The organism is Pandoraea anapnoica (assembly GCF_902459765.1).
GTDB lineage: Bacteria > Pseudomonadota > Gammaproteobacteria > Burkholderiales > Burkholderiaceae > Pandoraea > Pandoraea anapnoica.
Genome location: NZ_CABPSP010000010.1, coordinates 194,079 through 214,550, shown reverse-complemented (window position 1 = coordinate 214,550; position 20,472 = coordinate 194,079). Strand labels below are relative to the sequence as shown.

The following is a 20,472-nucleotide window of genomic DNA, read 5'->3' as shown; positions in this document are numbered from 1 at the left end:
TTCCTTGGGAGACTTCCAAAAAGCGTTCTATTGAATACGGGGACTAACGTTTGGGTTTTCGACAGTCCCCTGCAAACCCTGCTGAGTCGCCGTGCCGTCGGCGCTATCGCTCGCTTCGCTTTCGCCGAGGTGGTCGTTCTCGTCATCGACCTCGTCGTCATGCATGCCTGCTCGTTCGACGTCTTCCAGCCAGATGAGCAGCCGCATGATTGCGTCGAGTTCTTCGAGCGCCACGAAGGTATGACGACGGTGCGTCCGATAAAGACGCCGTGCTAGCGCGATATCACCGATCACGGGGATACCCTGCGACTCTGCGTATTTGCGCACCGCGAGGGCGCGTGCATTCGTTTCCATGACGGAAATGAACGGCAGCGGGATGACATCGGGACGGAAATAGATGCCCACGGCGATATGTGTGGGATTCGCAATGATCAGACGCGAGTCGCGCACGTCGGACTTCACCGCCTCGGACAGCAGCTCGTTGTGCAGCGTCCGACGCTGTCGCTTGATTTCGGGATTGCCGTCGGTATCCTTTTGCTCTCGCTTGACTTCATGGCGCTCCATGCGCTGCTCACGCATGAACAACCAGAACTCGACCATCGCGTCGAGCACGGCGATGGGTACGACACACGCGAGCGAGATCCAGATCAGCTTACGCACCAATTCGGCCCACGCCGCGCCCACACCCGCCGGACTCATGTAAATCTGCGCGAACAGTAACCCCTTGGCGCTCGACCACAGCACCACGACGATGGCACCGAAGCTAAGCAGATAGAGCACCGCCTTGAGCGAATCCTTGAGCGTGCGCAAGCTGAAGATGCGCTTGGTGCCCGCCATCGGATTGAGTGCACCGAGATTCAGCTTGATCGCTTCGCTCGCCCACGCGAAGCCGGTCTGCAGCAAGGCTGGCAACACGGCCGCCACAACGCACACGAGCAGCACCGGCATGAACATCTGCAAGCCATGCTTGAACAGTCTGACGGCGAAGGCCTGCGGATCGGCGAATTCGCCATTCGCCAGCACCTGCCTGTACTCCTGCATCAGCCACACCAGCGGATCGCTCGACAGCACGAAGATCAGGCCGACGAACACCAGCGTGACCATCGTCAGTTCTTTGCTTTTGAACGCCTGCCCCTTCTTCGCCGCGTCCTTTAGCCGCTTGCGTGTCGGCTTCTCGGTTTTCTCGCCCATACCGCGCTTACGTCTACGGTCCTGCGGCCGGCGCGAGCCAGCGCACCACGTCGTCGGGACGCACGAACATCGACACGAGCGCGTCCGGCAACGTCGCGGAGAAGTAGATCAGCAAGATGGCAAACGCGATGAAGCTTTTGATCGTTAGCGACAGTGCAAATGCATTGACCTGCGGTGCGAAGCGCGACAACAGCCCCAGCACCAGCTCGGACAGGAACAGCGCGGCGACCACCGGCGCCGATAGCGCAATCGCGTGACTGACCAGCACGTCGAGGAATTCGTGAATGCGCGCAACCGAGATCGTGCACTGCCCGAATGGCTCGCACACGCGGTAACTGCGTGCCAGCACTTCGAGCAGTAACGTCATGCCGCCCAGTTGCAGATAGATCACCGCCCCGAACCACTGGAAGAACCCGGCGAGTTCCGACGTGTCGATGCCGTTCGCCGGATCGATCACGCTGCTGAGCGTGGCGCCGCGCTGGTTGTCGATGTACGCACCCAGCGCGTGGAACACCCAGAACGGCAGTGCCACGGCCACCGCGATCACCAGCCCCAGCGCCGCCTCGCGCAGCAGTAGCGCCCATACGAAGCCATCAAGTGGGAGAGGTGTCCCATAGGCGTAAGGCCAGACACCCACGGCCATCCACATGGAGACGGTCGTGCGCACGACGCCCGATAACACATTCCCGTTGAGGATCGGCAGCAAGAACACCGACGGTGCGACACGCGCATACGCCATCGCGACCGCCAGAATGCCGTCGTGATGCGCGAAAACGAGCGACACATCCATGTCAGGCTTTGCCCGTCACGGCCAGTTTCAGCATGGTCGCGCCGTAGCCCACCAGCGTCTCGCCGAACCAGTCGGCGAGCAGAAACAAACTCAGCGAGACAGCGAGCAGCTTCAGGCCGAACGGCAGCGTCTGCTCCTGCACCTGTGTGACCGTCTGGAGCAAGCCGACGATCACACCGACGAGCGTGGCCACCGCGACAGGACCAGCCGACAGAATCAGCACCAGGTAAAGCGCGCGGTTGCCCGCATAAATCAAGTTATCCATGGCGCGCTCCCTATTGCAGATACTGGTTGACCAGGCCTTGCGACAACAGCGACCATCCGTCCATCGCCACAAAGAGAATGAGCTTGATCGGCACAGAGATCGTCACCGGGCTCATCATCATCATGCCTAGCGAGAGCAGCACGCTGGAGACCACCAGATCGACGACCATGAACGGCAGATACAGGTAAAAGCCGATAGTGAACGCGCTCTTGATTTCGGTGAGCGCATACGCCGGGAGCAGCGCGAAGATGGACGGTGCGGTGGCGTCGAGCGGTACGCTGGCGCCGTCGCGGGTCACTTCCTGACGCGCGAAGAACTGCGTCAACTGCGGGTCTGCATACTTGAGCAGGTAATCGCGATAGGGCGCGAGTCCGTCGTCGAGAAAGCGACGCACCGAATTCGGATCGGCAAAGTTGACGGGGTTCGCCTGATACGCGTCGAGCACCGCCGTTGTCACCGGCAGCATCACGAAAACCGAGATCAGCAACGCTACACCGTTAAGCGTCATATTGCTCGGCACCTGTTGCAACCCGAGCGCGTTGCGCACCATCACGAACACAATGGAAAACTTGACGAAGCAGGTACCCGACGCCACCAGAAACGGTAGCAGCGTGAAGAAACTCAGTACCGCAATCGCCGGCACATCACTCCACATGATCCGGTCCCTTTGCTTCCCTCTGCGCGTCATCCGTCTCCATCAGCCACTCGAATATCTCGACGCCCAGCCGTCCGTCGAGTTGCACGAGTTCGCCACGCGCGAGCAACGTGCCGTTGGCGCGCACCTCGACGTGCTGCTCGGCGCCCGGCTGCAACGCAAGCACGCGCGTGCGGCCGAGTTGCTCCAGTTCGGCAAGCGTCATGCGCTCGCGTTGCAGCACGAACACCAATTCGACAGGCAACTGAGCCAGCGACGTCGCCCCACCCGAGGTTGCTGCCATCCCGCCGAAGTCGTCGCCGTCCCGCGAACGCTCGGGCATCGTCTCCTCGATCTCGTCATGCAAATAGGTTTCCAGCATCGCGCTCCCCTCCTCCTGTTGATAACCGCCGATCACACTTCCCGCGCAACTCAGCCGACGCCTCACGTCGCGGATGATCAGGACATCGCCGCGATGAATGCTGCGCAGCGTCGACAGCCGGGCCGGACTGCGACCGATCTCCACATCGAGCGAGAAGCGCACGCCACTCACGTCGAGCGGCATCGTGCCCCGTACCTCGGGCACCCGCGCGAGCCATACGGGGCACTCCGCCGCCCGCACTTTGAGCAGCATCGCTTCGGGTAGCGCCGCGCCGTCGATCGGCGCACCGACGTCGAGCACGTCATAACGCAGCTCGGGCATCGGCAGATGCAACGGGTTTGCCGTCACCGTGAACAACCGCGCCGCCAGTTGCTCGGAATCCGCGCAGCACGCGAGCGAGGCCAACTCATGCGCAGCACCTTCGAGCCACATGCCGGGCTCCACCCACCCTTGCCACGTATGCGCTGTGTCCTGCACGCGAATCCACGACCCCATGCGTGGCAGATATTCGAGCGATGCCGACCAGCCCCGCGCTTGCCAGACGTCCGCCGCCAGAGTGAGCCGCGACAGTCCTTCGTCGATGCGCCGAAGTTTCAACATCCGGCGTCCTCATCGTTTGTGCTGTCCAATTTTTCGACGGCCTCGATGGCTCGCACACCCACGCGGCGCGCCGAACCTTCGTCCGGGGAAGACGTCGCCCCCGGCAGCGCGGCCGACAACCGCCGCTGGACCATGGCGTCCGATGCGCCGAGCACGAAGCCTCGCCGTCCGTTCACTTGCACGACCTGCACGTTGACGAAGTGCCCTTTGCCCCAACTCCCGAATGCGTAGCGCATGCCGTCGCCACCGGTGATCGACCGACGTGCGGCATCGCTGGGTAACGAGTCCACCGGTGCACGCGGCGCCATGGGTTTGTGCGGCACCGGCGCAGCGAATCGACGTGCGCCCGGTTGTAGCGCGAGGGCATGCCCTTGCGTGACCTGTGGGGTCGAAGTGCCCGGCGCACTGGCGCCCCCCTCCCCCCGATGCGACCGCTCGCGTGAGTCGTGACGTGCGCCAGCTTCCGCCCCGGATTCCAACGCGACGCCCGACACCGTCATGGCGCGATCGTCCACGCTCGCGGTGGTCGACTCTCCGGTATCACCGGTATCGCCAACACCGCCGGTCGTCGTCAACCGCGCGTCGCGACGTTGCACCGAAGCACTGTCGGCATCGACTTGAGGTGTACCGGCGACGAGCGACGCGTCGGTGCGCTTGCCAGCGACAGATCGTGTCGGGCCATCACCCACGAGTCGGTTCGCCCGGAGCAACTCGACAAGCGCCTTACGTGCGCCGTTGTCGCGCGTCGACGGATCAGTCGCATCCCTGTTGTCGGCAGACGTTGTGCGCGCTTGCTGAGTTGACGAGACGCCTTCGCCCGATGATGTCGAGCCCCCAGACACCGCGTCGAGCTGCAGCGGCGGCGAGCGATCCATCGGCATCGACCAGAACCAAAGCGGCGCAGCACTCGGCGTGTCGTGCGCACTCCGATGCTCGGAGGCGCGCCTGCGCAGCGCCTCTTCCACACGCTGCGCCATCGTTTTGTCGCTTGCCTGTTGTCGCCCGGTCTCGTCCGGACTTGCCAATACCTCGGCCGTTCCTGCCACGCTTACCTGCGCCATGACTGATGTTCCTCAAGTTCGCTACATTCCACATACGCCTGACGTTTGCGGGCGTCGCTACGCAATGTCTTCGCCAGACGTGTGTACTTTGTCTCCTTGCGCCACCATCGCCGCCGCTCGTTCTCGGTCAGTTCGCGGTCGGTCTCCAACTGCTCACGCGATTCGGCCAGCGTCGCGAGCTTCACATCGAGATCGCGCACCTGCTGACGCAACAGCCCCGTGACGCGCATGCCGCCACGCAGTCCAGTGATATCCGATTCCAGCTGCGACGGCTTCGACGAAGCGATCAACGCGAGAATTGCGTCGCGTTGTGCCGCGATCTCGTCGGACTGTCTGATGAGATCGGCGTCCCTGAACGAGATGTTGCGCAGCTCGCGCTCCTGAATCTCCTTGATCTGCAGTGCACCGCGATAGAGTCGTCGTGCGTCACCCCACGATTTCATGCAACCTCCTCAGCGTCTCTTCGGCGGACGACCATTCGTGCGCCCCTTGCTTCAGGAAAGCTTCGATGTACGGCTTCGCCTCCATCGCGCGGTCGTCCTGAGCATTCACGCCGGGCCGGTATTCACCGAGGTCCACCAACGTCTGCAACGATTCGAGACGTGCGAGCCATGCCCGCAGTTCGCCCGCCGTGCGCATCTGGTCGGGTGGCGCAACGCGCGTGGCGACACGGCTCACGCTGCGTAGCACGTCGATGGCCGGATAGTGGTTCCGGTGCGCCAGTTGGGCACTCAGATGGATGTGCCCGTCGAGAATCGAGCGAATCTCTTCGGCCATGGGGTCCGGCATCTCGTCGTCTTCCAGCAACACGGTGTAGAAGGCGCTGATGCTGCCGCGTGTGGATGCCCCTGCGCGCTCCAGCAATTGCGGCAGGCTCGTGTAGACCGATGCTGGCACGCCCGCGCGCATGGGCAGCTCGCCGGTCGCCAGTGCCAGATCGCGGCACGCGCGCACGTAGCGGGTCAGCGAGTCGACGAACAGCGCCACGCGCTGGCCTTGATCGCGAAAGTGTTCGGCGGCCGTGGTCGCCAGCAGCGCCGCGTTGCGGCGCGTGACGGCAGGGGCGTCCGACGTTGCGAAGATCACGACGCAGCGCTGCGCGCCCGGCGACGCTCTCAGCGCTTCGACAATCTCCACCACCTCGCGCCCCCGCTCGCCGATCAGCGCAATCACCGTCGTGTCGACCTCCACGCCGGCCAGCAACGCGTTCATGAACGACGTCTTGCCGCACCCCGCGGGCGCGAAGATACCGACACGCTGCCCCACGCCACAGGGCATCAGCGCATCGATGGCGCGCAGCCCCGTATGCAAGGCGCTATCGACGCCCACGCGTTCGAGATAGGGCAACGCCGGGGCCAGCAGCGCGCGCTCCGTCGCCCCCGCACGCACCGGCGCCAGCGGCTGCCCGTCGATGCGGTCCACGATACCGCCACCGGCGTCGAGCACGGCCCCGCGCCAGGCCTCATGCGGGCGGCACGACGCCTGACGCCCCGTGGGCAGCACCGCCGAATCGCAGGACAACCCTTGTGTGGCGGCGAACAGGCTGAGAATGGCGCGTTCGTCGTGCACCGCGATCACCTGCGCCTGCCCCACGACGTGCGCATCACGCCACGTGCGGCGGATATCGCAAATCTCACCGATGGTCACCCCCGGGATGTGCGCCTCGGCCGTGTGTCCGGCGATGCGCGAAATCAGCGAGAGATGCCGGACGAACGACGGGCTGCCCCGGGTCGGCATTTGGATGGGCACTTGAGTCGGTGTTTGCGTCATGGTGGGCATCGGCATGCTCAGATCGTGCTGATGACGTTGACGGACACGCCGTCGACCAGCTCACCGAACGACAACACTTCCAGATCGCGAAAGCGCGTTTCCGCCAGCTTCTTCACGAAGCGTCGCACGTCGACCGACGCCAGCAGCACCAGGTCCTTGTGGGGCCGCCCGGACGCGTCGAGCGCGAGTGCTACGCGGTCGAGCAGCGCTTCGGCGTCTTTCGGATCCATATTGACGAACGCGCCACCGGCCGTCTGCCGGATCGAGCGGCGCACACTCTCCTCGATCTCCGCGGAGAGCATGACGACGCGCAACTCACCGCTGCGCAGGAACTTGTTGCAGATGTAGCGGCCCAGCGCGCCGCGCACGTGCTCGACGAGATTCAGCACATCCTTCTCACGCGGGGCCCACATGGCAAGGACTTCCATCACGAGCTTCATGTTGCGAACGGAGATCCGCTCCATGACCAGACGTTGCAGAATCTCGGAGACCCGCTGTAATGCCACGTGCCGCAGCACCTCCTTGACCAGATCCGGGTAATGCTGCTCGACCAGATCGAGCATCTTCTTCGTCTCCTGAATGCCGAAGAACTCGTTCACGTGTCGCGTGAGCAGGACGGCCATCCCCTGATACAGCTCGTCGGCCGGCGGGTGCGTGAGATGTCGCATCGCAGCGAGCGCCTCGCCCTGCGCCGGCGTCACCCACGCGCAGCGGCCGCGCTCGGGGCCGGAGAAGACCGGGTCGTATTGCAGGGCCGCGATTTCGCCGGTGTAGGCGTCCACGCGCACGCGATCGTAGAAGATGACGAACTCGTCGGCGCGCACTTCGTTGATGTAGACGGCAGCACGCGATTCGGCGAGTGATGCCGATCCCTGCAAAAGGACCTCCGGCAGATGCACCCCGAAGTCGGTGAAGAACTGGCTGCGCACCCGCTCCGTGAAGCCAGCCGCTTCGAACGACGGCAGTTCCGCCGACGGAATCACGATGGCCAGCGGCGCTGTCGACGGCGCAACACTGTCGAGGTTGTCGATCGACATGAGCGAGCTGTCCGCTTTCGCATTGGGACGCGCCTTCCCTGGCTTGCCCGCCTTGCCTGCGGCACCATCGCCCGGCTTGCCGCTCTTGTCGCTCTTGTCGCTCTTCCCCGCCTTGGCCGCGTTGCCCGAATGCCTGGCCGCGTCCGGCTTTGCGAAGTAGCAGGCCAGCGCCAGCAGGCAAGCCAGCAGAGAAAAGGTCGGAAACGGAAATCCCGGCAGCGTGCCGATGATCAGCGTGAGGAGCGCTGTTGCACCCAGCACGAAGCGGTTGCCCATCAACTGGCTGACGATCGTGCGTCCCATGTTGTCGGCTTCGCCGTTCACACGCGTGACGACGAAACCCGCCGACACCGAGATGAGCAGCGCCGGAATCTGCGCGACGAGACCGTCGCCGATGGTCAGCGTGGTATAGGTCTCCAGCGCACCGCCCAACTCCATGCCGCGCTGCGTCATGCCCACGATAATGCCGCCGATCAGATTGACGAAGATGATGACGATGCCCGCGATCGCGTCACCCTTGACGAATTTCATCGCCCCGTCGAACGATCCGTACAACTGACTCTCGCGCTCCAGCACACTGCGACGCTCGCGCGCACCGTCGTTATCGAGAGTGCCCGCCTTCACGTCGGCATCGATACTCATCTGTTTTCCCGGCATGCCGTCGAGCGAAAAACGGGCAGCGACTTCGGCCACGCGCTCGGAGCCCTTCGCGATCACGATGAACTGCACGATCGTGACGATGGCAAACACCACGAACCCCACCGCCAGACTGTCGCCGATGACGAACTGTCCGAATGAATCGATGATTTTTCCCGCGTCGGCATCGATGAGAATCAGGCGCGTGGTGCTGATCGACAGCGCCAGCCGAAACAGCGTCGTGATGAGCAGCATCGAAGGAAACGACGAGAAGTTCAGAATCCGCTCGATGTGAAACGCGCCGAGGAAAAGCAACACGGAAATCGCAATGTTCACGCCGATGAGAAAGTCGACCAGATAGGTCGGCAACGGAATCACCAGCATGGCGATCACGCACGACATCAGAATCAGAATGACGACCTCGGGACGACCCCGCAGTTCGTTCAGTAACGCTGCGGGCATCACGCGCTCCGGCGATGTCGCGACACGGGGTCGGACGCACGGTCGCTGCGCTCACCGCGGTAAGCCGCTTCGGCAAGATCGCGCAAGCCGTCGAGCAGCACGTCGCGCGCCTCCTGCGTCTGCAACGGTTCACCCGGCAAGTCGCAGCAAGCCCGGTACAGCAGTCCGATCAGTCGGCCATGTGCGCCGTTGTCCTGTAACAGTGCGGCGGGGCCCGCAACTGCGCTCATGCATTCGTCGAGCGCACGGGGGTCGGTCAGGATCGCGAGCACGAAATGCAGCCAGTCTTCTTCGTTGGAATTGAAGGGTTCGGCAAACGGACTGGTGCTGACCCGTTGCACGAACGTGCGCTCGCACGAGCGCAAGCGCTTCAGGACGTTAAGGCGCTGCGTCGGTGAAAGTGCCTCCGCCTCCGTGCTGCTCGGGTCGAGTGAGCGCATGTCGTCGACAAATGTCTCTTCGATGAAATTGAGCACCTGCTCGCGTCGCGTATAACCGAATCGGGAAATCCACGACTGGTAGATATCGATGTCGGGCGTCTGCGCGTCGTTGATCAGAAACTCACGATATGCCGCGCGCAACATACGCGGCCCAAACTCAAGCGGCATCTGTTTTGCGCTCAGGCGTGCTTTGATCGCGCAATGAATGCCCGCCTTGCGCTCACGGATTTCCTTGCGAGGCGCGTCCTGCGCAAGCTGAATCGCCTCACTCAGTGCTTGCTGTTGTGTGCTGCCGAGCGATTCACGCTGCGTGTCGAGCGCCTGAAGGGCGAGCCATCGGTCGGTGACGTCGTCGAAGGCTTCCTTCAGCAGTCGGTTCAATCCTTCGGCCGAGATCCACGACGCGCCGAGAATCGCCAGAATCTTGTTCGGCGCGTCCTCTTCGAGGATGTAGTCGTAGCTCTGCGCCATGCCGCGGTTTTCTTCCTTGCGCGTCGTGCGCAGCCGGAACTGCGCCATGACGGACGACATTTCCTCGGCCGACTCCAGCGTCTTTCGGATATCGGCGACCGGGCCACCCGGGAGAATCCGCTGGGGGCCGTCGTCATCGTCGTGCGAGCGCGTCGCCCGTTGTCGCCCCGGCGACGTGGCGGAGGTCTGCGAGATTGACGACGACAACGGTCGAATAGCATCAAGACTGGCCACGGTCGGCTCCCGTGTTAGGAATGACGGACTCGTCGCGCAGGTGCTGTTCGGCACTCGCGTCCGACGGTGATTGGTAAGGGGATGCGCCCGACGCTTCGCGTGCCTCGGCGGCATGGGCGGCCGGGTCTGCCCGGGCCGGATCGAGCCCGGTCGTTGCGCGAACGCCCTTCGACACCCCGTCGACGGGATAAGGCAACGTGGCCACGGTGTCGCCCGCGATATCGCTGGCGTCGCGCTGAAGCGGGCCGTCGATCTCGCGTGGTTGAATCAGAAAGACGCGCACCTCGTTGTTCTGTGCCGTACTGGTATAGCGAAACGCGCGGCCGATCCACGGAATGTCGCCGAGCAGCGGGATTTTCTTCTCGACGGTGTCGCCGCCGTCTCGTGTATAGCCGCCGATGAGCAGGCTCTTGCCCTGCGGCACGCGCGCGATGGTGCTGATGCGCGTACGGGATACCGTCGGCAGCACGGTGTATTTGCTCTCGGCATCGCTCGGCTTGCTGGGCGCACTCGTGCCGTCTTCGATGTTGAGCGTCATTTCGATTTCGTCGAGCCCGGCAAAGCGCGGCCAGACGCTGATCATCGTCCCGTAGGTCACACTGCGCAGGTCCGTGGTGCGCTCGCCTTCGAGCGGCACGTAGAACGTCTGGCTACCGTCGAACATCGCGGGGATGTTCTCCTGCGTCAGGATCACGGGACGCGACACCACGGTCGCCAGTCCACGCGAGGCAATCGCCTGAATCTTCGCCAGAAAGCGCACGCCGTCGAGCGTACTGACCGGTGCCGTCGTGTTGAGCAGCACGCCCACGTGAGACCCGATGGAGACGCCACCCGACCAGTCCACACCGAGCGAATCGAGCGCTTCCTTGCGCACATCGATGATCCATAGCGACAACTCGATATGGCGACGCGGCGCATCGAGGCGCGAGACAAGACGCTCGATGCGCTCGACCTGTTCGGCCGTGCCGCGCACCAGCAGGCTATTGCCCGCCGGATACGCCTGCACGATGAGCTGGCCGCGCCCGCCCTCGCCAATGCTGCCGGGGCGCGTAGGGGGCACGAGCGGCGGCGCGGCATTGAGCGCTGCGGGCGGGAGGGCTGTGTCGGCTTTAGGCCCCGGAGGCAATAGCGGTGCGGGAACGCCCCGTGCGTCCTGAGGCGAGAGGGGTAACTGCGTCGACGGCGGCAACAGGCCGCCCAGACTACCCGCGCCACCCCGCGCGGTCTCCACCAGCTCCTTGATCACGGACTCCATCCCGGGGATGACGATCTTCTCGTCGCGCATCTGATAGGTGCGATCGGACACGAAGCCGTTTTCCATGCGCACCACGCCGATCCGGTCAGGTCCGGCCGCTGGGACGTCGTTGACCGTCGTGCGATCGATCGAGCGCGACGCCGCGAGCACGAGATCGACATAGACCGGAGGACCGGAAACGTAGAACACTTTGCGGCTCGCCTCGCCGCGTATCGGGTAGCGCCGGTCGTAAAGCCCTGCACCCCGCAGATACGACACGAGATCGGATAGATTCGTATGCGTCATGGAGACGGTTGCATTGCGGATCTCGGACGCGTCGTAGATGAAGATCGACTGCCCGTCGTGATACCAGATGAGACCCAGCCGGTTCGCCATCGATTCCAACAGCGCACGCGCGTTGCTCATGTCGAAATCGCCGGAAATCTGCTTCTTCGCCGCAAGATTGCTGACGATGAGCGGACGGCCGAGATACGGTGACAGCGCCGCGAAGAATACGCGCAGGTTGTCGTTGCGTGCCACGTAGCCACCCGATGCGCCGAGCCCCTGCCTCGCCTGTGTCGGCACGGGAGCGACGGCTTGCACATCCTGCACCGCCTGCTCAGGCCTGGACGCACGCTCATGCACGGGTTCTAGCGCCTGCGGTAGCGCCTGCGCTTGCGGCTCGATCACTGCCCGGGGCGCCGACGCTGGCGAAGCCCCCTCGAGCGCGCCGGCCGAGGACAACGCCATCGCCCACGAGGCGACGGCAACGTTCGAAGCGCCTGCGGCGAGCATCGCGCAGACGACGTAGTGCATCTTCTTCATCGAGACAACGTTCGCAACGCACCGGCGGCACTGGTCGGCGACATCCCGATCAGTTCCTTGATCTCCGTGGAGAAATGCGACGACGAGGCATAGCCGTTGCGCAGCGCGATTTCCGTGAAGCTGTCGTTCCCCTGCGCGACTTCAAGCATCGAGCGCGCCATGCGCCAATCGCGCAACGCGATCTTGGCGGATTCCCCCAATGCGCCCCGGCACAGTCGCCGGAAGTGCGAGTACGACACGCCGTACTTCGTGCACATATGACGCAACGTGCCACCGGCGGGTGCGCGCGTCAGCAGAAAGCGGATCAGGTCGTACGATTCGCAACGGCGCAGTACGTCGAGCATCGTGCGAAAACCCTCGCCCGGTGCAGCCATCTGACTCAGGAACCACAACTCGCACTGCCGACGGTCGGCCCACGGCGCCTCGACCGGCACCCGATGTAGCGCGGGCACGGCGCAGCGCCGGTAGTGGTCGTCCGAGTCGTTGCCCATCGCGTGTGCTTCGTCCATGAACGCCAGCAGCTTGACCAGCACGTTGCAATGCAACCGCTGGCAGTGAAGCGTGCCGCCTCTGACCAGCAGCGTGCCTTTGCCGTGCATCAGCAATCCGCAATACCCGGGACTCAGCTCCAGTCGCGTCGACCCCACGTTGCCGGTCGGTTGGAGCTCCAGCAACAGGCTTCGGGTGGACGGCGGCGAACACACGAACCACACGCCGCCGCATGCCAGCGCGTACGATTGGTTTTCGCACAGCGCTTGCGCTTCTTCCATGATCTTCATGCTTCTCATCGACCACCTCACTTCCCGTCGAAGCCCGACGGATCTTCCGTTTCACGATTCCGTGGCATGCGCCGCCGGCGCGTCACACGTCGCCAATTTCCTCATATCGCTCCTGACTTCCTTCGAACGAAGCCAGCCATAGCTGACGCACGAACAACGCTCGCCATATGTCTGACAGCTCCTCATCCTTGTCGTCGTCGGGCGACGGCTCGGGCACCGGCGAATCGATGTCCGGCACGGGTGGCTGCCCCTGCGGCGCCCCTTGCACGCCGCGCACGCGTTCGGCGAGCGACATCGGCGTCGGCGCATTGCCGTCGTCTGCGGGCGTCGGCGAGATCGTTGATACGCCTTCAATGGTGTTCATCGTCGTCACCTGTCGTAGCGAAGCGCCCTGCAGCCGAGGCGATTGCGGGACCTCGGGCTGCGTCGAAGTCGAGGTCCACGTTCGCGATCCATTCCGTCTGAGCCTGGTCCTTCGCCAGTGCAGCGACGCGCTCACCGAGCGACCTGAGCGCGGGCGCGAGCATCGCGTGCAGGTCCGCCTTCGATGCGTTCGGATCGATGTCCAGCGCCGCCCCAGCCCGCGCGACGTAGTCGTCCGGGTCGTACTCGATCACGGTGCTTCCCCGGTGCACGGAGATGCGCTCGTCCGTCGTTCTGAATTCAAGCTTGAGCGGTGCTTCGCACGCGGCTTCCACCCGTGCACGAATGCCGTCACGGCGCGCCTTGAGCCGCACGGGCAACACGATCGTCACCGGCACGTCGGACGGCACGCCTGCGAAGGCGCGTAGCGCGTCGTCGAGCGCGCAGAGCAACGCCTCCGGATGACGCGACGCGCATGTCAACAAGCCGCGCACCTGTTCGATCATTTCGCCGCGCCAGCGCAGGCACATCTGCTCGGTGCGCATCAGATGCGCCACCACGTCTTCGAGGGCCACGGCCATACCGTCGCGATACCCGGCGTGCATCGCACGCGCTCGTTCCTTCTCCATCGCGCGCTGCGACTCGGCGACACGCCGCTTCGCCCAACGACGAATGTCGCCGTCGACGCGCTCGGTTCGAGTCCCGCGAACCAATTCGCCGCGGCTCACGACAACACCGTCAATGACGCGTGTCTGGGGGGGAATGGGGATGCTTCTTGGCATATTGCAGAGCCGTCACAAAGAGTCGAACGTCGCGCGCGTCGGGCATGTCGGCGGCGCAGGAATCGAGAGGGGGAAACAGCAATGGCAAACGCTGACGAAGCGGTTCGCGAAGCGACGCACTCAGCGCCATGAGCCGCACAAACCCTTCGCACAGCAATTCGCTTTGCGACGGCGGCGCCGCCACGGCGCACGGCACCGCATCGAGCACCGGCAACCGGGCATACGCATAGGCCCACCGGGGTAATCGGAGCAGCGCGGCGCGACGGCACAGACTCGCCTTGTGCACCTGACATCCCATCAGATAAGCCACCTGCGGCAACAATCGCCAGTTAAGTACCCAGGGCCGCTCGACGATACCGATCTGATCGAACGGCCAGTGACGGTCGAGACGAAATCCGGCGATGAGCATTTCGTTGATCACGGCCCGCTGACGCGGCGACGAGAACTGCGTCGGATAAGTAAAGCGCACCGGATGGATGTACGACACCGGGTCGAACATCATCGTGCGCCAGCACACGGCAATCGGACTCGGCGACTCATGCAGGTCGGGTGTCGGGTACAAGGCCATCATCGGGCCTCCGGCACTTGCGCGACGTCACTGCGTCGCGGCCACCTCAGGCGCGCTCTCAGCGCCGCAGCGAGAACCGCGCAAGCCAGCACGCCGCCCCCCAGGAGCGGCCAGAGCGGGCGGCCTTCGTTCGTTCGCTTCTCGACGGGCAACGACGGGCCCGCACTGAGCGAGACCGGCTGCCGCGAGAGCACAACGGAGATATTCTCGTAGCGCACATCGTCGAAACTATTCTTGAGAAATCGCCGGATGTCGTTGATCAGCGCCGTTGCATCGAAGTCGTTCCGATACACGACGACAGCAGAAATATGCGGACCGGACATCGGCGCGTTGCCAGCCTGCGCGTCCACGTCATAACTCACATGCACGCGTGCCGCGAGTACGCCGCTCATCAATCGGACGGACTGCTCCAGTCGCTGCTCGATTGCGGAGTACAGGCGCGCCCGCTCGGCGCGGGGCGACGCCACGAGCGAATCGGGCGGGAACATCTGGGCGATTTCCATACGGGGACGCGACGGCAAGTCGTACGTCTTGAGCCAGTCCACCGCTTGCGGAAAATCGGCGGCGTCGACCGAAATCGAGTAGCCCGCCTTTCCCCCGTCGGTCTTCTGCGTCGCGATGTCGTGACGCAGCAACACGGCCGCCACTTCATTGGCCTGCTGCTGGTCGAGCGCACTGAGCAGCGTCTCGGCTTTGCGGCATCCCGTGAGTGCCAGCACGGCAACGAGGAGAAAGACGTAGCGACACATTACCGAAGCAGCGCCTCGACGGCCGCCACCGATTTACGCGCGAGCGAACTCGCCATGCCGACATCGATCCCGTACACGGCCAGCCGATTCTGCAAGTCCATCCCGCTCTCCGGATTACTGGGATCGAAGCGTGACGCAGCCGCCGCGATGCCTGCACGGTCCGCTTCGAAACCAGCGGACAGATTGGCCACCGCGTTCATGAAACGCGACTCCAGCGTCTGGCCTGCAGCGAGATCGGTCGCAGGCACCGATGCGTCTGGGTCCAGCGACCGGACCGATAACAGCGAAGGATCAAATAGCATGGCAGCCTCGTTCGATATGTCGGTGAATGCATGAGCATTCGATAGCACGCGATGGTCGTGCATCAGTACTTGGAGATGACCCCTTGCACCGCGTCCTTCAGCGTCTTGACGGTGCCGGACTGCGCTGCACGCATCGTCGTATAGGCAGCCATGGCCGCCTGAAATTCAGCCATGCCCTCCGATTCGGTCGGCCTGCTCTTGATTTTATCGAGCGCCTCGTCCATACGCCGCTTCAAGTCAGCCGTCGGTCCGTCGAATCCCTTCGACGTCTGTTCGAGGTAGGTCAGTTCCTCACTTCTGATTCCCGGAATGCTGTCAATCATGGTTGTGCCAAGCTCCTGTGCGGCATCACTGCCGGTTAATAAATCGCCACTGATGCGGTCCGTCTTTCACATAGGCGGTCGGACCGTACGCATACGATTGCTTTGCCGTCCAGTCGTCGCGCAAGTCGACGTTGAAGTGCACCAGACGCTTTCCCCACCGTTTCTCGAATGTCTGCATAAAGCCATAGAGACGGCGCAGTTGGACATCGTCGAGTTCCGTGCTGATGTGGAACGTCACGCCTTCCGGGGTATCGGTGCGCAGGAACGGGACCATCTGACGTTTGAGCGCGTCCTCGGCTTCGCCGTTTGCTTCGGTTTCGTCATGCAGCGTGATATTCACGCGATGGGCATAGGGAATGCGCTCCAGCAGCGCCTGGCGGAACTGCGCCATCTCCACGTCGGACAGCCCCTTCTGCTTGCGATTGATCCATAGCTCAGGCACGGCCGGGTCGTCGAGCGAGAGCTTGAAATACAGCACCTCGGTGCGCGATGTATCGATCCACTGCGTGATGCGCGCGTTCTCCTCGTCGAGTGCGACGAGCACCAGCTTTTCCCGCTTCATGACCTCTGCGCCGAGCGCGCGCGCCAATGCGTTACGCGCATCGCCGTCTTCCGTAAGCACGTAGAGATGATCATCGTTGCCGGGCAGCACGGTCGCGCGACCACCGAGCGATTCGAGATATTCCGACACGCTCTGCGCCTGACGTTGCGGCTCCGAGTGCCAGTAGAAGAACGCGCTTGCGACGAGCAGCACGACGACGGCGCACGACCAGAACGCCTGCTGCCAGCGGCGGCGCACACGCGCCGGGTTCACCCCGTCGTCGAGCCGCGCCTGAGCGCACAAGCTGCGCTGTACCTCGTCGGACCACGCTGCGTCGACACGTTTCACGCCCACGCGAACATCGCCGATGCGGGCGATCTGCGAGGCGTCGATGGCGACTTCCACACCGGCACCTTCGTTGAGCGTGCGCACGAACAGTCCCTCGCGTCCGGCGTCGTCGACCAGCACTTCGAAGTTGTCGCCGCCTTCTCCGTCCATCGGCACATAGATGGCGTTGGGTGGCATTTCCGTCTGCCAGCCGCGATCGAAAGCAGGATCGCTGGGGCCAATGACGAAAAGCGTCACACCGGGCGGCAGCGCAAACTCGCAGCCGCGCATCGGGCCGCTCAGCAGCCGCAGCACCGCCCCTTGGGGGAGGCCCTCGATCTCGTCGGGTCGGAGGTCTGATTCCATCATCTCTTCGCGAGCAAGCGATACCGGACTGTCAGTCGACGTCGGCGGTGTTCGTCGTTCGCGCTCCTCAACAATGAATTCGTTGAGGCTGAGAATAACGACCTGGGATCAGCGATTCATGATGGGATTCTTCGCATCCGGGAGATGCGTGATCAGGACTTCAAAAATCCGCTGCGCTATCGCGCGGCTGGCAAGGGCTGAGTGGGCTGAACGAGTGATGGGCGTTGCGGGCGTTCGCGATTCATGGCGTCAAGCTTGCCCTGAGCGGCAACGTCGCCCTGTGCAGCGGCCTTCTCGTACCACAGGCGTGCGCGCTCGGGATCGGGCGTCACAACGCCGTAGCCACGCTCGTAATAGCTCGCCACGATGTATTGCGACGGCAGGTCGCCGCCGCGCGCCGCTTTTTCGTACCAGGTGAACGCGGTCTTGTAGTCTTTGGGCACGCCCCGCCCGATGAAGTACTCGTTGGCAATGGCCGCCTGCGCCTGCACGTGGCCCTGCTTCGCGGCTTTCTCATACCAGAGGTTGGCTTGAGGAATCGATTTGTTCACGACGTAGCCGTCGTCGAACATCTTGCCGTAGACGTATTGCGCCTGCGTCATGCCCGCGTTGGCCGCCCGTTCCAGCCATTGCACGGCCCCGTTGGGGTCGGCCGTCCCCCCCTCGCCGTTGAGCAGCATCATCGCGTAGTCGAATTGTGCAAGGCGATTGCCCTGTTCGGCTGCGCGGCGAAATGCATCGAGCGCCTGCGTCTGCTGACCCGCCTCGTATTGATGCACGGCCTGATCGGTCAGGGCCTGCGCCGGTGCCTGGGCGGCAGCGACCGCGTAGGGGACCGGGGCGCAGGCAACGCCTGCAAGCACAACGACAGCACCGGCAAACACGCGGCGCAGGGCGAACGACGTCGGGACGGCACGGGTCATGGCACACCTCCGGGAACGGACGTACGCCTATTGTGCGCCAAACAAAAAGCCCCGGCTTGAACCGGGGCTTCGGGGCGAGATCGCTGTCGCGCTTTCGCACTTGGGCACTCAGGCACTTACGGCTTGATGTAGGAATATCCCTTTTGCTGCAAGCGCGTCAGTTCGACCACGCCGGACGGCGTGAAGTCCGCGTCCAGCACGAACTGGTCCTTCTTCAGATTGCGCTGCTTGAGCGTGATTTCGCACACCTCAAACTTGACGCCGCGCGCGTGCAGCGCCGAGATCAGCGGCCCGACGGTCGCCGCATCCTTGTAACTCTCCATCAGGAAATCGACGCCCTGCGAATGCGCAACGACCACGATCTTGGTGTCCGGCACCGTGTCCAGTTGGTTGCGGATGTTGCGCAAGCCTGCGAGTGCCTGATGCTCGGCATCGTTGATGTGATACACGACCTTGTCTTCCGCAAATGCCGAGGTGGCCGGTACAGCAAAAACAGTGAACAGGAATGCGGTCAGCAGGCTGCGCAGCAGTGTCTTGATCATGAGAGTCCCCCTTCGCGATATCGGGTGTTGGCGATTGACGTTATGGATGCGAGTTACGTGTAACCAGCTGCATCATAGCGCGATGTCACACGTCGGAGCGCGGATAACCTGCGTCGAGATAGCGGGAGATGGCGGACCGTTCTTCGTCCGGTGGAGGCGCAGACGGCCCGACAAAGTGGCTGAGCCAGGCATCCTCTGCCGAGTAGGCAGGCGGCGGGCTGGGCGGTAGCACCTCAGGCAGTTGCCCGGGCAATGCATACGGCGGCGGCGGATCGTCGTACGAAGGTCCAGCTTGCGCAAGCGGGTCGCTCTGCGCTTCCGGGCCGCTCGGCTCCACGGCGGTGTAGCGCGGTGGCCTCAGTGCATCGTCCCGGCCGTCGTGGATCGGACCTACGCCAGTGATATCCATGCGAAACGCGTCGTATCCGGGACGTACCGCACTCGATGCCGACGCAGGCATCGCCACCCCCTGCAATCGGTTCGCCGCCCGGTGGAGCGACGCCATGTCGCCATCCAAATCGAGGCGGCGAACCGAATATAGCTGTACCCCCGTCTCCGGCTCCAGTGCGACGTAACTGGCAGCTCCTGAAATTCTTGCCATAACTTCTCCCAAAAATGAAAAACCCGCCAGATTCGTGATCTGGCGGGTTTGCACTTTCGGTCATGCCTTCACCGGCAGCCGTCGCGATTGCGAGTGAAGTATCGGTTCTGTGACAGGTCGGGCGTCATCCCAAAAGGGTGACGGAGATTCACGCAAGCCGTGGCTCAGGCGGTCACTTCCGACCAGCAGTTCGGCGTCTCGTACAGACGCAGACGCACCAGACGCAGGTCGCGCCCGTAATGCGCATCGAACACGTGGCTCAGCTTGTCGAACGCGGCAGCGGCGAGATTCTCGACGGTCGGCACGCGATCGAACACCACGGTCTTGTGGTCGGGCATCGTCTCAAGGAACGTGCGCACGGCCGTGTCGCCTTCATAGACGAGGAATGCGTGGTCCCACACGGAGACCAGATGCTCGTTAGCGAGCGCCTTCACGTCGGCAAAGTCCATCACCATGCCGTTGTCGGACGCACCGCTCTCACGGCTCACTTCGCCCGCGAGCGTGATCTCCAGCACGTAGCGATGCCCGTGCAGGTTGCGGCACTGGCTTCGGTGATCGGGAATGCGGTGGCCCGCGTCGAATTCGAGTTTCCGGGTAATCGTAATCACAGCAACGGCTCAGGGAATATTCAGGTATTTGTGCGTCTGCATCGACAACGACCAGCGCGGGTGCGACTTGCAATAGTCGATCGCCAGCTTGGTATTCGTGTCCCGCAACGGGCCATCCATCGGTTGCAGATAGAAGTGCGTGAAGTCGAGCGCTTCGTAATCGGCCAGACGCTGACGATCCTGCGGCACCACAACCTTTAGTTCGTCGCCACGCGTGACGATCAGTTCGGCATCGGTCTTCGGGCTCACGCACACCCAGTCGATACCTTCCGGAATCGCTTGCGTGCCATTGGTTTCCACGGCAATGCGAAAACCCTCGGCATGCAGCGCAGCGATCAGCGGGGCGTCGAGCTGAAGCAGCGGCTCGCCGCCGGTGCACACGATGAAGCGGTGCGCGCGATCGTCCTGCGGCCACAGGGCGACGACCTGTGCGACGAGCTCGGCCGGCGTGCGGTACTTGCCGCCGTTCTCGCCATCGGTGCCGACGAAGTCCGTATCGCAGAACTGGCAGACGGCGTCGGCACGGTCCTCTTCGCGCCCAGTCCACAGGTTGCAGCCTGCAAACCGGCAGAACACGGCCGGGCGTCCGGCGTTCGCGCCCTCGCCCTGCAATGTGTAGAAGATTTCCTTTACCGCGTACGTCATGATGCTCTCGATTCGACTATG

General features: G+C 63.5%; 24 protein-coding genes. All 24 read right to left on the bottom strand.

What is annotated here, in order from left to right; all coding sequences use genetic code 11:
• Positions 1-27: 27 nt before the first annotated feature.
• The gene (locus tag PAN31117_RS17310) at positions 28-1,191 is read right to left on the bottom strand and encodes an EscU/YscU/HrcU family type III secretion system export apparatus switch protein (RefSeq protein WP_150739285.1); all 1,164 of its coding nucleotides are present in this window, start codon (positions 1,189-1,191) and stop codon (positions 28-30) included.
• A gap of 13 nt (positions 1,192-1,204) precedes the next feature.
• Positions 1,205-1,981 (bottom strand): type III secretion system export apparatus subunit SctT, encoded by a 777-nt coding sequence (gene sctT, locus PAN31117_RS17305; protein WP_150739284.1) that lies wholly within the window; start codon positions 1,979-1,981, stop codon positions 1,205-1,207.
• A gap of 1 nt (position 1,982) precedes the next feature.
• Entirely contained in the window at positions 1,983-2,246 is a 264-nt protein-coding gene (locus PAN31117_RS17300) for an EscS/YscS/HrcS family type III secretion system export apparatus protein (RefSeq protein WP_150739283.1), read from the bottom strand.
• A gap of 10 nt (positions 2,247-2,256) precedes the next feature.
• The gene (locus tag PAN31117_RS17295) at positions 2,257-2,901 is read right to left on the bottom strand and encodes an EscR/YscR/HrcR family type III secretion system export apparatus protein (RefSeq protein ID WP_150739282.1); all 645 of its coding nucleotides are present in this window, start codon (positions 2,899-2,901) and stop codon (positions 2,257-2,259) included.
• On the bottom strand, positions 2,891-3,862 hold the full coding sequence (locus PAN31117_RS17290; protein WP_150739281.1) for a YscQ/HrcQ family type III secretion apparatus protein: 972 nt from the start codon (positions 3,860-3,862) through the stop codon (positions 2,891-2,893). The genes PAN31117_RS17295 and PAN31117_RS17290 overlap by 11 nt, the downstream gene beginning before the upstream one ends.
• Complete coding sequence (locus tag PAN31117_RS17285) at positions 3,856-4,923, bottom strand: SpaN/EivJ family type III secretion system needle length determinant (RefSeq protein ID WP_150739280.1); 1,068 nt, start codon at positions 4,921-4,923, stop codon at positions 3,856-3,858. Before PAN31117_RS17285 ends, PAN31117_RS17290 begins: the two co-directional genes overlap by 7 nt.
• Entirely contained in the window at positions 4,911-5,366 is a 456-nt protein-coding gene (locus PAN31117_RS17280; protein ID WP_150739279.1) for a SpaM family type III secretion system protein, read from the bottom strand. The genes PAN31117_RS17285 and PAN31117_RS17280 overlap by 13 nt, the downstream gene beginning before the upstream one ends.
• The gene (locus PAN31117_RS17275) at positions 5,350-6,708 is read right to left on the bottom strand and encodes a FliI/YscN family ATPase (RefSeq protein WP_246189145.1); all 1,359 of its coding nucleotides are present in this window, start codon (positions 6,706-6,708) and stop codon (positions 5,350-5,352) included. The genes PAN31117_RS17280 and PAN31117_RS17275 overlap by 17 nt, the downstream gene beginning before the upstream one ends.
• Before the next feature lie 2 nt (positions 6,709-6,710).
• Positions 6,711-8,828, bottom strand: coding sequence for an EscV/YscV/HrcV family type III secretion system export apparatus protein (locus PAN31117_RS17270; protein WP_150739278.1), 2,118 nt, complete (start codon positions 8,826-8,828; stop codon positions 6,711-6,713).
• Positions 8,828-9,973 (bottom strand): HrpJ domain-containing protein, encoded by a 1,146-nt coding sequence (locus PAN31117_RS17265; RefSeq protein WP_174991007.1) that lies wholly within the window; start codon positions 9,971-9,973, stop codon positions 8,828-8,830. The genes PAN31117_RS17270 and PAN31117_RS17265 overlap by 1 nt, the downstream gene beginning before the upstream one ends.
• Complete coding sequence (sctC, locus tag PAN31117_RS17260; protein ID WP_150739276.1) at positions 9,960-12,032, bottom strand: type III secretion system outer membrane ring subunit SctC; 2,073 nt, start codon at positions 12,030-12,032, stop codon at positions 9,960-9,962. Before sctC ends, PAN31117_RS17265 begins: the two co-directional genes overlap by 14 nt.
• Positions 12,029-12,811 carry a helix-turn-helix domain-containing protein gene (locus PAN31117_RS17255; RefSeq protein ID WP_217429667.1) on the bottom strand — a complete coding sequence of 261 codons (783 nt, stop codon included), beginning with the start codon at positions 12,809-12,811 and terminating at the stop codon, positions 12,029-12,031. Before PAN31117_RS17255 ends, sctC begins: the two co-directional genes overlap by 4 nt.
• An 82-nt stretch (positions 12,812-12,893) precedes the next feature.
• The gene (locus tag PAN31117_RS17250) at positions 12,894-13,175 is read right to left on the bottom strand and encodes a hypothetical protein (RefSeq protein ID WP_150739275.1); all 282 of its coding nucleotides are present in this window, start codon (positions 13,173-13,175) and stop codon (positions 12,894-12,896) included.
• Positions 13,162-13,902 (bottom strand): hypothetical protein, encoded by a 741-nt coding sequence (locus PAN31117_RS17245; protein WP_150739274.1) that lies wholly within the window; start codon positions 13,900-13,902, stop codon positions 13,162-13,164. The genes PAN31117_RS17250 and PAN31117_RS17245 overlap by 14 nt, the downstream gene beginning before the upstream one ends.
• Before the next feature lie 10 nt (positions 13,903-13,912).
• The gene (locus PAN31117_RS17240) at positions 13,913-14,527 is read right to left on the bottom strand and encodes a type III secretion apparatus protein OrgA/MxiK (protein ID WP_150739273.1); all 615 of its coding nucleotides are present in this window, start codon (positions 14,525-14,527) and stop codon (positions 13,913-13,915) included.
• Positions 14,524-15,273, bottom strand: a complete 750-nt coding sequence (locus PAN31117_RS17235; RefSeq protein WP_150739272.1) for an EscJ/YscJ/HrcJ family type III secretion inner membrane ring protein — start codon at positions 15,271-15,273, stop codon at positions 14,524-14,526. Before PAN31117_RS17235 ends, PAN31117_RS17240 begins: the two co-directional genes overlap by 4 nt.
• The gene (gene sctI, locus PAN31117_RS17230) at positions 15,273-15,575 is read right to left on the bottom strand and encodes a type III secretion system inner rod subunit SctI (protein ID WP_150739271.1); all 303 of its coding nucleotides are present in this window, start codon (positions 15,573-15,575) and stop codon (positions 15,273-15,275) included. Before sctI ends, PAN31117_RS17235 begins: the two co-directional genes overlap by 1 nt.
• Positions 15,576-15,637: 62 nt before the next feature.
• The gene (gene sctF / locus PAN31117_RS17225; RefSeq protein WP_150739270.1) at positions 15,638-15,898 is read right to left on the bottom strand and encodes a type III secretion system needle filament subunit SctF; all 261 of its coding nucleotides are present in this window, start codon (positions 15,896-15,898) and stop codon (positions 15,638-15,640) included.
• A 25-nt stretch (positions 15,899-15,923) separates the two neighbouring features.
• On the bottom strand, positions 15,924-17,135 hold the full coding sequence (locus PAN31117_RS17220; protein ID WP_150739269.1) for a PrgH/EprH family type III secretion apparatus protein: 1,212 nt from the start codon (positions 17,133-17,135) through the stop codon (positions 15,924-15,926).
• A 173-nt stretch (positions 17,136-17,308) separates the two neighbouring features.
• Complete coding sequence (locus tag PAN31117_RS17215) at positions 17,309-18,055, bottom strand: tetratricopeptide repeat protein (RefSeq protein ID WP_150739268.1); 747 nt, start codon at positions 18,053-18,055, stop codon at positions 17,309-17,311.
• 116 nt (positions 18,056-18,171) lie between these two features.
• Complete coding sequence (locus PAN31117_RS17210; RefSeq protein ID WP_370855766.1) at positions 18,172-18,594, bottom strand: DsrE family protein; 423 nt, start codon at positions 18,592-18,594, stop codon at positions 18,172-18,174.
• 88 nt (positions 18,595-18,682) lie between these two features.
• On the bottom strand, positions 18,683-19,198 hold the full coding sequence (locus tag PAN31117_RS17205) for a hypothetical protein (protein WP_150739266.1): 516 nt from the start codon (positions 19,196-19,198) through the stop codon (positions 18,683-18,685).
• 164 nt (positions 19,199-19,362) lie between these two features.
• The gene (queD, locus tag PAN31117_RS17200) at positions 19,363-19,803 is read right to left on the bottom strand and encodes a 6-carboxytetrahydropterin synthase QueD (RefSeq protein ID WP_411829204.1); all 441 of its coding nucleotides are present in this window, start codon (positions 19,801-19,803) and stop codon (positions 19,363-19,365) included.
• Between the two features lie 12 nt (positions 19,804-19,815).
• Positions 19,816-20,451, bottom strand: coding sequence for a 7-carboxy-7-deazaguanine synthase (gene queE, locus PAN31117_RS17195; RefSeq protein ID WP_150739265.1), 636 nt, complete (start codon positions 20,449-20,451; stop codon positions 19,816-19,818).
• Positions 20,452-20,472: the final 21 nt, after the last annotated feature.